General features: G+C 68.1%; 13 protein-coding genes. 5 read left to right on the top strand and 8 right to left on the bottom strand.

Going from position 1 to position 12,486, the window contains the following annotated elements; genetic code table 11:
- Window positions 1–92: 92 nt before the first annotated feature.
- Window positions 93–716: a TIGR03085 family metal-binding protein gene (locus tag NL241_RS09970; RefSeq protein WP_494397432.1), complete on the bottom strand. Its 624-nt coding sequence runs from the start codon at window positions 714–716 to the stop codon at window positions 93–95.
- Between the two features lie 54 nt (window positions 717–770).
- On the opposite strand from NL241_RS09970, the gene NL241_RS09965 reads away from it, so the two are divergent.
- Window positions 771–1,316: a restriction endonuclease gene (locus NL241_RS09965; RefSeq protein WP_487691367.1), complete on the top strand. Its 546-nt coding sequence runs from the start codon at window positions 771–773 to the stop codon at window positions 1,314–1,316.
- On the opposite strand, the gene lat is transcribed toward NL241_RS09965, so the two are convergent.
- Window positions 1,309–2,637, bottom strand: coding sequence for an L-lysine 6-transaminase (gene lat / locus NL241_RS09960; RefSeq protein ID WP_494397431.1), 1,329 nt, complete (start codon window positions 2,635–2,637; stop codon window positions 1,309–1,311). The two genes, NL241_RS09965 and lat, sit on opposite strands and share 8 nt — an antisense overlap.
- Window positions 2,638–2,810: 173 nt before the next feature.
- On the bottom strand, window positions 2,811–3,269 hold the full coding sequence (locus NL241_RS09955; RefSeq protein WP_487691364.1) for an Lrp/AsnC family transcriptional regulator: 459 nt from the start codon (window positions 3,267–3,269) through the stop codon (window positions 2,811–2,813).
- Between the two features lie 233 nt (window positions 3,270–3,502).
- Here NL241_RS09955 and amaB point away from each other — a divergent pair, with 233 nt between their 5' ends.
- Together amaB and NL241_RS09945 are read left to right on the top strand one after the other, a co-directional pair.
- Window positions 3,503–5,059, top strand: coding sequence for an L-piperidine-6-carboxylate dehydrogenase (gene amaB / locus NL241_RS09950; RefSeq protein ID WP_487691362.1), 1,557 nt, complete (start codon window positions 3,503–3,505; stop codon window positions 5,057–5,059).
- A 110-nt stretch (window positions 5,060–5,169) separates the two neighbouring features.
- Entirely contained in the window at window positions 5,170–5,967 is a 798-nt protein-coding gene (locus tag NL241_RS09945; RefSeq protein ID WP_487691360.1) for an SDR family oxidoreductase, read from the top strand.
- 4 nt (window positions 5,968–5,971) lie between these two features.
- On the opposite strand, the gene NL241_RS09940 is transcribed toward NL241_RS09945, so the two are convergent.
- The gene (locus tag NL241_RS09940; protein WP_494397430.1) at window positions 5,972–7,225 is read right to left on the bottom strand and encodes an alpha-hydroxy acid oxidase; all 1,254 of its coding nucleotides are present in this window, start codon (window positions 7,223–7,225) and stop codon (window positions 5,972–5,974) included.
- Window positions 7,226–7,444: 219 nt separating this feature from the next.
- Between NL241_RS09940 and NL241_RS09935 the strand changes: the two genes are divergently transcribed.
- Both NL241_RS09935 and NL241_RS09930 read left to right on the top strand, forming a co-directional pair.
- The gene (locus NL241_RS09935) at window positions 7,445–8,302 is read left to right on the top strand and encodes a 3-hydroxybutyryl-CoA dehydrogenase (RefSeq protein WP_494397429.1); all 858 of its coding nucleotides are present in this window, start codon (window positions 7,445–7,447) and stop codon (window positions 8,300–8,302) included.
- A 6-nt stretch (window positions 8,303–8,308) separates the two neighbouring features.
- Complete coding sequence (locus tag NL241_RS09930; protein WP_494397428.1) at window positions 8,309–8,860, top strand: histidine phosphatase family protein; 552 nt, start codon at window positions 8,309–8,311, stop codon at window positions 8,858–8,860.
- Here NL241_RS09930 and NL241_RS09925 read toward each other — a convergent pair.
- The 4 genes from NL241_RS09925 to NL241_RS09910 form a co-directional block, all read right to left on the bottom strand.
- On the bottom strand, window positions 8,833–9,159 hold the full coding sequence (locus tag NL241_RS09925; protein WP_487691353.1) for a branched-chain amino acid transport AzlD family protein: 327 nt from the start codon (window positions 9,157–9,159) through the stop codon (window positions 8,833–8,835). The two genes, NL241_RS09930 and NL241_RS09925, sit on opposite strands and share 28 nt — an antisense overlap.
- Window positions 9,156–9,860, bottom strand: coding sequence for an AzlC family ABC transporter permease (locus tag NL241_RS09920; protein ID WP_487691351.1), 705 nt, complete (start codon window positions 9,858–9,860; stop codon window positions 9,156–9,158). The genes NL241_RS09925 and NL241_RS09920 overlap by 4 nt, the downstream gene beginning before the upstream one ends.
- A gap of 75 nt (window positions 9,861–9,935) precedes the next feature.
- Window positions 9,936–10,643: a GntR family transcriptional regulator gene (locus NL241_RS09915; protein ID WP_487691349.1), complete on the bottom strand. Its 708-nt coding sequence runs from the start codon at window positions 10,641–10,643 to the stop codon at window positions 9,936–9,938.
- Window positions 10,644–10,718: 75 nt separating this feature from the next.
- Window positions 10,719–12,422, bottom strand: coding sequence for a 2-hydroxyacyl-CoA lyase (locus tag NL241_RS09910; protein ID WP_494397427.1), 1,704 nt, complete (start codon window positions 12,420–12,422; stop codon window positions 10,719–10,721).
- Window positions 12,423–12,486 lie beyond the last annotated feature (64 nt).

Genomic DNA, 12,486 nt, shown 5'->3' with positions numbered 1-12,486 from the left:
CCCTCCCCTTCGCCAACAGCGCGCCTCCCCGCTTGCGGAACCTCGACCTTCGGCACGCCAACATTCAGCGGCCCACCTCGGAAGGACCGGGTTCAGAGCCCGCGCTTGGCGGTCTTCACCTGCGCCACGGCGGCGTCATCACCGGCGAAGTCCACCCGGATGGCGTCGCGCCCGAAGGCGTAGAGCAGCAATTCCTCCGGCGCGCCGGTGAGCACCACCTCGGGGCCGTTGCCGACGGTGGCCAGTGTGCGGCCGTCGGCGGTGCGCAACACCAGTCTGCCAGGCACCTTCGACAACGCCAGCTTGCTGAGCATCGGGAAGGGGCGAAGCAACGCCGCCACCATCGCGCTGTCCAATTGCCTTGGCTCCCAACCAGGTTGAGCGCGCCGGACATCCTCATGGTGGATGAACATCTCGGCGACATTCACCAGCGGGTCCAGCACGATGAACGGCGAGTAGAGGGGCGGCCCGCCGGCGATCTTGTCCACCAGCTCCGTCCAGGGTGTCGAGGCGGCGATCCGGTCCTGAACCTTGGCGGTGTAGCCCGACAGCGGGCCGAACGCGATGCCGGGGGTGGCGTCGAGCCGGCGTTCCCGCAGCACCAGATGCGCGGCGAGGTCACGGGTGGTCCAGCCTTCGCACAGTGTGGGCGCATCGGGGCCGACGGCGCGGAAGGTCTCGACGAGTGCAGCGCGTTCGCGCTTGGCAACGGTCATGGTCACCACAGTAAGCAGACCGGGAGTCTCGTGTCAGGGGCGGCCCCTACGATCGTGGCCGTGCTTCGGGTCCGAGTTCTCCTGGTGATCGCGGCGGGCGCGGGTTTCGCCGCGTACGCGTCGGGCGTCGATCCGTGGTACTGCGCACTCATCGCCGCGGCGGCCGCGTTGGCGCCGCGCTTCCTGGCGGGTGCGCTGCGGGGGGCCGTCACCCCCCGCGCCGCCGAACACCCGACCGCGGCCATGTCGGGTATCGAGTTCGAGGACTACGTCGCGCATGTGGCGCGCAGCGCCGGCGTGCCGGTCATCATGACCCCGCTGTCCGGCGACTGGGGCGTGGACCTGATCCTCGGCCGGCGTCCGGATCGTGTCGCCGTGCAATGTAAGCGCCTAGGCCGCCCGGTCGGTCCCGGCGCCATTCAAGAGGTGGTGGCCGGGGCGCCGATGCAGGACTGCACCCGCACCATGGTGGTGTCCAACCAGGAATTCACCCCAGCGGCACGCCGGCTCGCCGAACAGCACGGCTGCGTCCTGGTCGGCGGATCGCAACTGCCGCGGTTGCGCAGCGAGATCCGGCGGTTGACCTCGCAGGTCAGCTGAGCGCCGCGCGCACCGCCGCCACGGCGAGGTCGAGCTCGGTGCGGGTCACCGTCAAGGCCGGCCGGAATCGGACACTGCTGTGTCCGCTGGCCAGCATCACCACCCCGCGTTCCCAGAGCTTGGCGATCAGGTCGTCGCGCTGTTGCGGCGTCGGCAGGGTGAAGGCGCACATCAGTCCGCGACCGCGGGCGTCGAGCACCGTGCCGGGGAACTCCTCGGCGAGTTCACCGAGGCGGCCCAGCAGGTAACGCCCGGTGTCGGCGGCCTGGTCGAACAGCCGGTCGGCTTCGATGGTCTCCAGGATCCGTCGCGCCCGCACCATGTCGACCAGGTTGCCGCCCCAGGTGGAGTTGATGCGTGAACTGACGTGGAAGACGTTGTCGGGTACCTCGTCGACCCGACGGCCGGCCATCACGCCGCACACCTGGGTCTTCTTGCCGAACGCCACCACGTCGGGTGTGACGCCGAGCTGTTGGTAGGCCCACGCGGTGCCGGTGATGCCGCAACCGGTCTGCACCTCGTCGAAGATCAGCAGCGCGTCGTACTCGTCGCACAGCGCACGCATCGCGGCGAAGAACTGCGGCCGGAAATGGCGGTCGCCGCCCTCGCCCTGGATGGGTTCGGCGATGAAGCAGGCGATGTCATGCGGGTGCGCCTCGAAGGCCGCGCGCGCCTGCCGCAACGACTCCGTTTCCAGGGCGTGCATATCGCGGCCGGCCTGGATGTAGGGCGCGTCGATACGTGGCCAGTCGAACTTCGGGAATCGGGCGACCTTGTTGGGATCGGTGTTGGTCAGCGACAGCGTGTAGCCGCTGCGGCCGTGGAAGGCGCCGCGCAGATGAAGCACTCGGGTGCCGAGTTGAGCGTCCAGGCCGCGAGCCTCGTTGAGCCGGCTCTTCCAGTCGAACGCCACCTTCAACGCGTTCTCAACCGCCAGCGCTCCCCCGTCGACGAAGAACAGGTGCGGCAGCTCCGGGTCACCCAGCACCCGGGCGAACGCGTCGACGAAGCGCGCCATCGGCACCGTGTAGATGTCGGAGTTGCTGGGCTTGTTGACCGCCGCCGCGGCGAGTTCGGCGCGGAACTCCGTGTCGTCGGCCAGCGCGGGATGGTTCATCCCCAGCGCCGAGGAGGCAAAGAAAGTGAACATGTCGAGATATCGGCGGCCGGTACGTGCGTCGACGAGGTAGCAGCCGCTGGACTGATCGAGGTCCAGAACCAGGTCCATACCGTCGGCCAGGATGCTGCGGTGGAGCACTCGATGCACGTCCGCAGGCGTGATGGTGGCAGATTCGGACACCGGTACCAAAAGTTCCGTCATACCGGTCATAATAACGGAATATTTACGGCTCACGACCGTATTTTCCGGACATGTTGCTGCGCTTGCGCCGAACCGGGAGCAGAGTCAACCCCGATGACCAGCCGCAACGGACCTGCCGCCCACTGCGACACCTCAGGAAATTTTGGCCCACAAGCGCGCCATGGACGTAAGATTTACGGGAGAGATTGCCGTCCGTCGTAAAAAGTTTGTAGGATGATCGTGCTTCGTGTGCGAACATTGGCCGCCGTGCGGATCTGTTGCAACAGGTCTTCCAGAGCCCGGGCCGACCCCACGCGAACCAGCAGGACGTAGCTCTCCTCACCCGCCACCGAGTGACACGCCTCGATGGCTTCGATGTGCTCCAACCGGGCCGGCGCATCGTCGGGTTGGGACGGATCGAGAGGGGTGATGGCGACGAACGCCGACAGCATGTGGCCAACCGCTTCCGGGTTGATGCGTGCGGTGTATCCGGTCACCACACCGCGTGATTCGAGCCGACGCACTCGTGACTGCACCGCTGACACCGACAACCCGGCCGTGCTGGCCAGGTGGGCCAACGTCGCACGGCCGTCGGCGACCAATTCGCGCACCAGCGTCCGGTCGATGTCATCGAGATGCTCGGCGTCGGCCACAAGCGGAGACTATCGCAGGTCGGTCACCCCATGAACCGGCTACCACAGGTCGAGATCCGGCAGGTCCGGACGCATTTCACGGCCCTGAGGGCCACCTCCCCAAACCCGTTGTGTACCAGAGCTTCTGTCCGGCCTCAGCAGCGAGACTCCTCCGCCCCGATCGGGACTCGGACGGCCGGCCCGGATCTGCAGGACCACCACACCCCCAACCAGAAAGCGGCATCATGACTGTCATGACATCAACGGCTTCGACGACGCTGCCCACGGCCGATGACCTGCGCGCTCGCGCCCGCGAGGCATTGGCCACCATCTTCGGACGCCCGGTCGAAGACACCGAGCTCGGCGCCCCCGGCGGCCATGGTGTGCTGTCGAGCACTCCGGTCACCGGCGCGGTGCTGTTCACCATCACCGAGGCCGTTGACTCCGATGTCGAAGCCGCCGTCGCCGCTGCCGCCGACGCGTTCCAGGTGTGGCGCACCACCCCGGCGCCGGTGCGGGGTGCGCTCGTCGCCCGACTCGGTGAGCTGTTGACGGAACACAAGGCCGACCTGGCCACCCTGGTCACCATCGAGGCCGGGAAGATCACCTCCGAAGCCCTCGGCGAGGTGCAGGAGATGATCGACATCTGCCAGTTCGCCGTCGGGCTGTCGCGACAGCTGTACGGGCGCACCATCGCCTCCGAGCGGCCCGGCCACCGGCTGATGGAGACGTGGCATCCGCTGGGCGTGGTCGGCGTCATCACCGCGTTCAACTTCCCGGTTGCGGTGTGGGCGTGGAACTCTGCGGTGGCACTCGTGTGCGGCGACACCGTGGTGTGGAAACCCTCGGAGCTCACCCCGCTGACCGCGATCGCCTGTCAGGCGCTGCTGGAACGCGCGGCCCGCGATGTCGGTGCTCCCCCGGCGGTCAGTCAACTCGTCATCGGTGGCCGCGAGGTCGGCGAGCGCCTGGTCGACGACCCCCGCATCGCGCTGCTGAGCGCCACCGGGTCCGTGCGGATGGGCCGCCAGGTCGGACCGCGGGTGGCGCAACGCTTCGGCAAGGCCCTGCTCGAGCTCGGCGGTAACAACGCCGCGATCGTCACCCCGTCGGCAGATCTGGACCTCGCGGTCCGCGGCATCGTGTTCGCCGCCGCGGGCACGGCCGGGCAGCGGTGCACCACCCTGCGCCGGGTGATCGCACACACTGAAGTGGTCGACACCCTGGTGGAGCGGATCGCCGGGGCGTACCGCAGCCTGCCGGTGGGCGACCCGTTCACCGACGGCACTCTGGTGGGACCGCTGATCCACGAGACCGCCTACCGCGACATGGTGGGTGCCCTCGAGCAGGCCCGCGCCGACGGTGGCGAGGTCACCGGCGGTGAGCGCGTCGACGTCGGGGACGACGGTGCGTTCTACGTGACACCGGCGGTGGTGCGGATGCCCGCTCAGACCGCGATCGTGCACGACGAGACCTTCGCCCCCATCCTCTACGTGTTGACCTACCAAACCCTCGACGAGGCGATAGCGCTGAACAACGCTGTGCCGCAGGGTCTCTCATCGGCCATTTTCACCACCGACATCCGCGAGGCCGAACGGTTCATGGCCGCCGACGGCTCTGACTGCGGTATCGCCAATGTCAACATCGGCACCTCCGGCGCCGAGATCGGCGGTGCATTCGGCGGCGAGAAGCAGACCGGCGGCGGCCGCGAATCCGGCTCCGACTCCTGGAAGGCCTACATGCGCCGGGCCACCAACACGGTCAACTACTCCTCCGAGCTGCCCCTGGCCCAAGGCGTCAAGTTCGGCTGACCTCCCCCCAACCACCCCGCCCCCCAGCGCGAGCGCGCGTGTCTGCACACCAACACGCCGGTTCCGGCGTACAAAAGTGAGCGCTCGCGCCACACGGTAAGCATGTAGACATGGACATCGAGGGCAAGGTCGCCATCGTCACCGGCGGTGGTTCGGGGATCGGCAAGGCACTGGCAGAGGGATTGGCCAACGCGGGCGCCCGGGTGGTCGTCGGCGATCTGGACGAAGCCGGCGCCGTCTCCACCGCGCAACTGATCGGGACCGGGGCGGTGGCAGGCCGCGCGGACGCCAGCACCGCCGCGGGTATCGCGGCGCTGATCAGCTTGGCGGCCAATGAGTTCGGGCCCGTCGACATCTACGTCGCCAACGCCGGCATCATCGGGGTCTCCGGCCTGGGCGGCGACAGCGACTGGGACCGCATTCTGGACGTCAATCTGCGCGCGCACATCCGCGCGGCCGAACAGCTGATCCCGGGCTGGCAAGAGCGCGGCAGCGGCTACTTCGTCTCGGTGGCCTCGGCCGCCGGGCTGCTGTCGCAGCTCGGGGCCGCGGGCTACGCCGTCACCAAACACGCCGCCGTCGGGTTCGCCGAATGGCTGGCCATCACCTACGGCGACGACGGGATCGGCGTCAGTTGCGTGTGCCCACTCGGGGTGGACACTCCCCTGCTCGACGCCGTCCGGGCCTCGACGGACCTGTCCGGCCGCATCGGGGCGGAATCGATTGTGCAGTCGGGCCAGGTGCTCAGCGCCGCGGATGTCGCTGCCACCACGCTGGAAGCGGTGCGCGACAACCGATTCCTGGTGCTGCCGCATGCCGCGGTACTGGACATGTACCGCGGCAAGGGCAACGACTACGACAGGTGGATCTCCGGGATGCGGCGGTATCAGCGCACGCTGAGTAGCTGATCCCTCAGTGCAGCAGCGACACCGCCGCACCGCGCGGCACCAGCCGGACCAGCTGCGTGACGTGCTCGGGTCCCAGCTCCTCCAGCGAGGTGACACCGAGTAGACGCATGGTGCGGGCGATCTGGCCGCTGACGATCTCGATCATCTTGTCCACACCGGCCTCACCGCCGGCCATCAGGCCGTACAGGTAGGCACGCCCGAGCAGGGTGAAGCGTGCCCCGAGGGCCACGGCCGCCACCACATCCGCGCCGGACATGATGCCGGTGTCGAGGATGATCTCGTATTCGCTGCCGACCTCACGGGCCACTTCCGGCAGCAGGTAGAACGGCACTGGGGCCCGATCCAGTTGGCGGCCACCGTGATTCGACAACACGATACCGTCGACGCCTACTTCGGCGACCTTCTTGGCATCGTCGAGGCTCTGGATGCCCTTCACCACGACCTTGCCCGGGAATTGGTCCCGGATCCAGCGCAGATCGTTGAAGTCGACGGTGGGATCGAACATCGAGTCCAGCAGTTCGCCGACGGTGCCCGACCAGCGGTCCAGCGACGCGAACGACAGCGGTTCGGTGGTCAGGAAGTCGAACCACCACCACGGCCGCGGAATCGCATTGGCGACGGTGCTCAGGGTCAGCGCCGGGGGCAGCGAGAAACCGTTGCGCTTGTCCCGCAGCCGCGCACCGGCCACCGGCACGTCGACGGTCACCAGCAGGGTGTCGAATCCGGACTTCGCGGCGCGCTCCACCAGCGCCATTGACCGGTCCCGGTCTTTCCACATATAGAGCTGAAACCAGTTGCGGCCGTGGGGGTTGGCGGCCTGAACGTCCTCGATCGCGGTGGTGCCCATGGTGGACAGCGAGAACGGGATACCGGCCCGGGCCGCGGCATGGGCTCCGGCGATCTCGCCTTCGGTGTGCATCATGCGGGTGAAGCCGGTGGGTGCGATTCCGAAGGGCTGTGACACCGGTGCACCCAGCACGTCCCACCCCGTGGAGACGTCGGCCACGTTACGCAGGATCGACGGGGTGAACTCGATGTCCTCGAACGCCTGACGGGCCCGGGCCAGTGAGATCTCGGCCTCGGCGGCACCCTCGGTGTAGTCGAAGGCCGCACGCGGGGTGCGCCGCTTGGCGATCTTGCGCAGATCGTAGACGGTCTGCGCCTTGTTCAGCCGGTTCTGCTTGAAGTCCAGGCTGGGCTTCTTGAACTGCAGCAGCGGCGCGAGGTCATGCACCTTGGGAACTTGACGTCGCGTCATGGGCAAATCCTTCGTTCGAGAGATCAAGGGCGACGCGCGCCAGGTGTGGTCCTACCACGCCCGACACACAATCGATCAGTGTAACCCCGTCGAAGCGGCGAGCCCATACCCGGCCGCGAAAGGCAGCAGCCCTATTGCGGCAGCGCACGCAGGATCCATAAGGTAGAACCACAGAGTGGTCGTCCGATGTGGGGCGTCCCCGAGCGGTGGAGGTAGCCGATGACGGATTCGACAGAGAAGGTCGGCGTTGTCGGCTGTGGCCTGATGGGCGCTGGAATCGCCGAAACCGTGGCGCGCGCAGGGCAATCCGTCATCGTGGTGGAGACCACCACCGCGGCGGCCCAGGCCGGGCAACGCCGGCTCGAGAACTCGCTGACGAAGGCCGAGAGCCGCGGGAAGATTCCGTCGGCCGCCGACGTGCTCGGCCGCATCCAGATCGTCGAGGACCTACAGGCGCTGTCCGATCGCACGCTCGTCATCGAGGCGATCATGGAGGACGAGGCCGTCAAGACTCGGCTCTTCGGTCAACTCGACGAGGTGGTGACCGACCCCGCGGCGATCCTGGCCTCGAACACCTCCTCGATCCCCATCATCAAACTCTGTGTGGCGACCGCACGCCCGCAGAACGTCATGGGCATCCACTTCTTCAACCCGGTTCCGGTGCTGTCGCTGGTCGAGCTCGTGCCGAGTTACCTGACCGCCGACACCACCACAGTGCGGGCGCGTGCCTTCGTGCAGGACGTGCTGGGGAAACACCCGATCGACTGCAAGGACCGCGCGGGTTTCGTGGTCAACGCACTGCTCATCCCGTTCCTGCTGTCGGCCATCCGCATGGTCGAGGCGGGGGTTGCCACCGCCGAGGACATCGACGAAGGCCTGGTGCGGGGCTGCGCCCACCCGCAGGGCCCGCTCGCGCTGAGCGACCTGATCGGCCTGGACACCGTGCGCGCGATCGCCGATTCCCTGTTCGAGGAGTTCAAGGAGACGCAGTACGCGTGCCCACCGCTTCTGGCCCGGATGGTCGACGCCGGACTGCTCGGCCGCAAGAGCGGCCGCGGGTTCTTCACCTACGCTTGAGCCATCATGGGCATCGACTCACTGTGGGTACGACACGGTGAGTCGACGTGGAACCGGGCCGGGCTGATGCAGGGCCAGACGGCGTGGCCGCCGCTGACAGCCGACGGTATCCGGCAGGCCCACGCCGCCGCGGACGCCCTCGTGCCACACGCCCCCGCGCGCGTCGTCAGTTCCGATCTGCACCGAGCTGCCGAGACGGCACACGTCATCGGCGCGCGCCTGAGCGTGCCGGTGCAGCACACTGCGCTGCTGCGGGAACGCTGCTGGGGCATCTTCGAGGGCAAACCGGTCGCCGACGGTCATCGCGCCGCCGAAGTCCTGTCCGCCGATCAGGCTCTGCCGCAGGGAGAATCACGCAACGACGTGGCCCGGCGGTTGCGTCGCCTGACGCAATGGTTGACCGCCGATGGCGGACCGGTCGTGGTGGTGACGCACGGTGACGTCATCCGCGAGGCGATCGGATTGTGGGCCCGTGCCGACCATATCGACCGGGTTCCCGAAAACGGTTGTGTGGTAAGGATTTCGATCGATCACAGAAACAGGTCGACGCACGCATAGACTGCCAGCCCCACCACGATGCTCAGCGCCAGGTTCTTCCACCGCCATGACACCAGCAGCGCAACAGCGCCCGCCACGGTGGCCGGCGACAGCAGCCTGAATTCGCCGCCGTCGCCGTCGAAGAACACCGCAGGCGCCACCAGTGCCGCGAAGGCAGCAGCGGGCACCATCTGCAGCACCAGACTCAGCCGCGGCGGGAGGTTGCGGGGCAACACGGGCACCAGGATGAACGCCGCGCGCAGCAGGAATCCGCCCACCGCGGTGGCCACGATGACCAGCCAGATCGATGCCGTACTCATACTTTCCCACCGGCCGCGCGCCATCCGAACGCCGCGCCCGCGGCGATACCGGCGACGGTGCCCAGCATCATGCCCAGATTGGCCGGCAGGCCCGAGCACGTGACGGCCACCAGCGCGGCCACCACGGCCGCCAGCGCTTTGGGTCGCTCGGTGAGCTGGGGCGCGAGCAGCGCCAGGAACGAGATGGGCACCGCGAAGGCCAGGACGCCGGAATCGGGCAGCGACCCCAGGAATGACCCGATGAGCGAGCACACCTGCCACGTCACCCAGAAGACCAGGCAGGCACCGAGATAGAAGGCCACCCTGTCGCGCCGCGGCCAGTCGGCGGTGCGGTTCACCGTGAGCGGGACGGCATGGTCGACCAACAGGTACGACCCGACGGCGCGTTGTTGCAAGCTCGAGTCGGCGAACATCGGCGCCAGGGTGGCCGAGTACACGATGAAGCGCACGTTGATGATCAGCGCGGTGGCGATCACCACCCCGGCCCCGGCGCCGTTGCCGATCAGATCCAGCGCCGCCACCTGGGCCGCCCCGGCATAGGCAAGCAACGAAAAGGACGCTGTCTCAAACACACTGAAGCCGTTGTGGGTGCCCGCCAGGCCGGCGACCGCCGCGAACGGCGCTATCCCGATGAGAACGGGCAGCATGGCGATGGCACCGGATCTCAGCGGCCGCCGCGGCGGGTCTTTCGCTTCGGTCATGGTTCTCCTGCTACGGGTCGAGACGGCGTCGCACCACGCACCCCACGCCGGGGAGCGGTGGTTCCGGGTGCCGGTCTAGACGTCCTCGGCGGTGAACTTCTCCGCCGAGTTCCTGATGTGTTCTCTGGCCAACCGCTCGGCCAGGTCGGCATCGCCGGTGGCCAGCGCTTCGGCGATCTCCCGGTGCTGCCGCCAGGCCAAGTCGAACATGTCCGGCACGGTGCGCAGCATGCCGACCATGGCCCGCTCGACCACGGACCACATGGGCACCATCGCCCGGCTGAAGAACGGGTTGTCCGTCGAATCGAGGATGGTGCCGTGGAAGGCACGGTCCAGTTCGAGCAGCGTCCGGGTGTCGTTGACGCCGTGGAGTTCCTCGTGCTGACGCAGAATCGCGAAAAGCCGTTTGAGCCCGGCAGCCGGACGGGTCACCGCCACTTCGCGCACCGCCTGCGCTTCGAGTGCCTCACGGACCTTGTAGGCGTCGGCGACGTCCTGCGCCGAGAGCGACCGCACGGCCACGCCGCCGGTGGGCAGGTGCTCCAGCAGTCCCTCACCCACCAGGTCGGCGGCAGCCACCCGCACCGGCATCCGGCTGACACCGAGTTGTTCGGCGACCTGCACCTGGTTCAGCCGGGCCCCCGACGGGATCTCCTCGAGGATGATGGCCATGCGCAGGCGGTCGCGAACCGAGCGCACCAGTGCGTTCGAGTCGCGCGGGGGTAGCGCGCTCAGTGCGGTGCCGCCGCCCAGGCCTGCGTTGCCGTGCGGGTGAAGGCTCACGGTCGTCTCCTCATGAGGTGATTTGTGGATCCATGAGCCATTATCCCCACGTCCGCCGAGCGCGCCGGCAGCGACTCACGCGTAACGCTTGACCTCCGCGGCGTTCCACGGCCCGACCGCCTGACGGGGCGGAACGGCGGCGAGTCCACCGAGGAAATCGGCCGATTTCGCCGTGCGGCTGACCAGCACGTCGACCACGGCGGGCGCGTTGTCCAGCGCCCGTTTGAGGGCGTCGGGCAAGTCGCTGGGGTCTTCGACGCGTTCGCCGTGTGCACCGAGCCCACGGGCCAGCAGGTCATACCGGCAACCGGGCAGGTCCACACCGACGAGGTTGTTGCCAAACCGCTCGACCTGATCGTGGCGTTCGATGTTCCAGGCTTCGTTGTTGACGACGACGAACACCGCCTTGGCGCCGTGGCGCACCGCGGTGTCCACCTCGATGGCGGTGAAACCGAAACTGCCGTCACCGATTACGGCGATCACCGGTTCGTCGGGCCGGTGCAGGGCTGCGGCGATGGCGAACGGCACGCCCACGCCGAGGCAACCCAGCGCGCCGCAGTCGAGATAGTCGACAGGCTTGAGGCCCACCCGGGCGAAAGACAGGATGTCACCGCCGTCGGCGACGGCCACCGACCTGTCGGTCAGCAGATCGTTCACCGCGCCGACCACGAAGTTGGGCGACATCCGGCCCTGCTCGTCGGGATCGGGTGAGGCCAGTTTGGTGGCCAGCTGGCGCACCCGCTTGGTGTTGCCGTCGCGCAGTTGCTCCAGCCAGCCGGTGTCCGGCGAGCTGGGGGTCGCGCCGGACAACGCCTCCAGCACCGCGCCGGTGCTGCCGTGCACTTCCACGTCACCGCGGCGGTTTTCGCCGAGTTCCTCGAAGGAGGTACCGATCCGCAGGAACCGGGCATGCGGGGCGAACACCGCGGGTGATCCGTAACCCAGCTGGAAGTCCAGCCGGCGGCCCAGGGTCACCACGAGGTCGGCTTCGCTCATGGCCCGGCCGCGCATGGCGGGCACGAACCCCGGGACGTCGTCGCGGATCACGCCGCGACTCTCCCCGGAGTCCAGGTACAGCGCCTGCGCCTCGGACAGGAAGGTGCGCACCTGGTCGGGGGCGGCGCGTACCGAACGGCCGCCGATGACGACGATGCGTGACGACGCACGGATCAGCTCCGCCGCCGCGGTGATCGAATCCGGTTCAGGGGCAATCACTTTGGCACGACGCGGTTGCATGGCCAGTGCCGGTATGTCGGCCGGCGCCACCACCTCGTCGAGCAGATCGGTGGGGAAATCGATGTAGGCGGGGCCGGTGGCTCCGGTGCCGGCACCCAGGGCCGCGGCGATCACCTTGTCGAGTCGCGGGATGACGTGGTGCCGTTCGGAGACCTGCTCGACGAGACGGCACAGCGGCGCGACGATGGCTGCCTGGTCGATGTCCTGCATGGCACCCATACCCGTCTGCGGTCGCGGAGGCCGGCCGGAGATCACCAGCACCGGACTGCGCCCCACGAACGCGTTGGACATGGCCGTCACGGCATTGGTCAGCCCGGGGCCTGCGGTCACCATTGCCACCGCCAGATCGCCGGACAGGTCGGCGGTGGCGTGCGCCATGTACACCGCGGCGGATTCGTGCCTCACGTCCACGACGTCGATCCCCGCGCGGGCCACGGCATCCCACAGCGGTTGGATGTGACCACCGCACAGGCCGAAAATACGCTGCACCCCTTGGCTTTTGAGCTTCTCGGCGATGAGCTGGGCGACGGTTTGTTGAGTCATGTGACCACCAATCTGCGGAATAGCCGACAAACATCCGACGTGTATTGCAAATCCTGGATCCAGA

The organism is Mycolicibacterium sp. SMGY-1XX (genome assembly GCF_059132455.1).
Note: the sequence above shows the minus strand (reverse complement) of the source record. Positions and strands in the feature narration are given on the sequence as shown.

What these genes read in the sequence shown, in the direction of transcription:
- NL241_RS09945 (WP_487691360.1), top strand. Translation starts at nt 5,170, where the DNA reads ATGGACATCGAGGGCAAGGTCGCCATCGTCACCGGCGGTGGTTCGGGG.
- lat (WP_494397431.1), bottom strand. Translation starts at nt 2,637, where the DNA reads ATGACGGAACTTTTGGTACCGGTGTCCGAATCTGCCACCATCACGCCT.
- NL241_RS09970 (WP_494397432.1), bottom strand. Translation starts at nt 716, where the DNA reads ATGACCGTTGCCAAGCGCGAACGCGCTGCACTCGTCGAGACCTTCCGC.
- NL241_RS09910 (WP_494397427.1), bottom strand. Translation starts at nt 12,422, where the DNA reads ATGACTCAACAAACCGTCGCCCAGCTCATCGCCGAGAAGCTCAAAAGC.
- NL241_RS09920 (WP_487691351.1), bottom strand. Translation starts at nt 9,860, where the DNA reads ATGACCGAAGCGAAAGACCCGCCGCGGCGGCCGCTGAGATCCGGTGCC.
- NL241_RS09940 (WP_494397430.1), bottom strand. Translation starts at nt 7,225, where the DNA reads ATGACGCGACGTCAAGTTCCCAAGGTGCATGACCTCGCGCCGCTGCTG.
- NL241_RS09935 (WP_494397429.1), top strand. Translation starts at nt 7,445, where the DNA reads ATGACGGATTCGACAGAGAAGGTCGGCGTTGTCGGCTGTGGCCTGATG.
- NL241_RS09925 (WP_487691353.1), bottom strand. Translation starts at nt 9,159, where the DNA reads ATGAGTACGGCATCGATCTGGCTGGTCATCGTGGCCACCGCGGTGGGC.
- amaB (WP_487691362.1), top strand. Translation starts at nt 3,503, where the DNA reads ATGACATCAACGGCTTCGACGACGCTGCCCACGGCCGATGACCTGCGC.
- NL241_RS09930 (WP_494397428.1), top strand. Translation starts at nt 8,309, where the DNA reads ATGGGCATCGACTCACTGTGGGTACGACACGGTGAGTCGACGTGGAAC.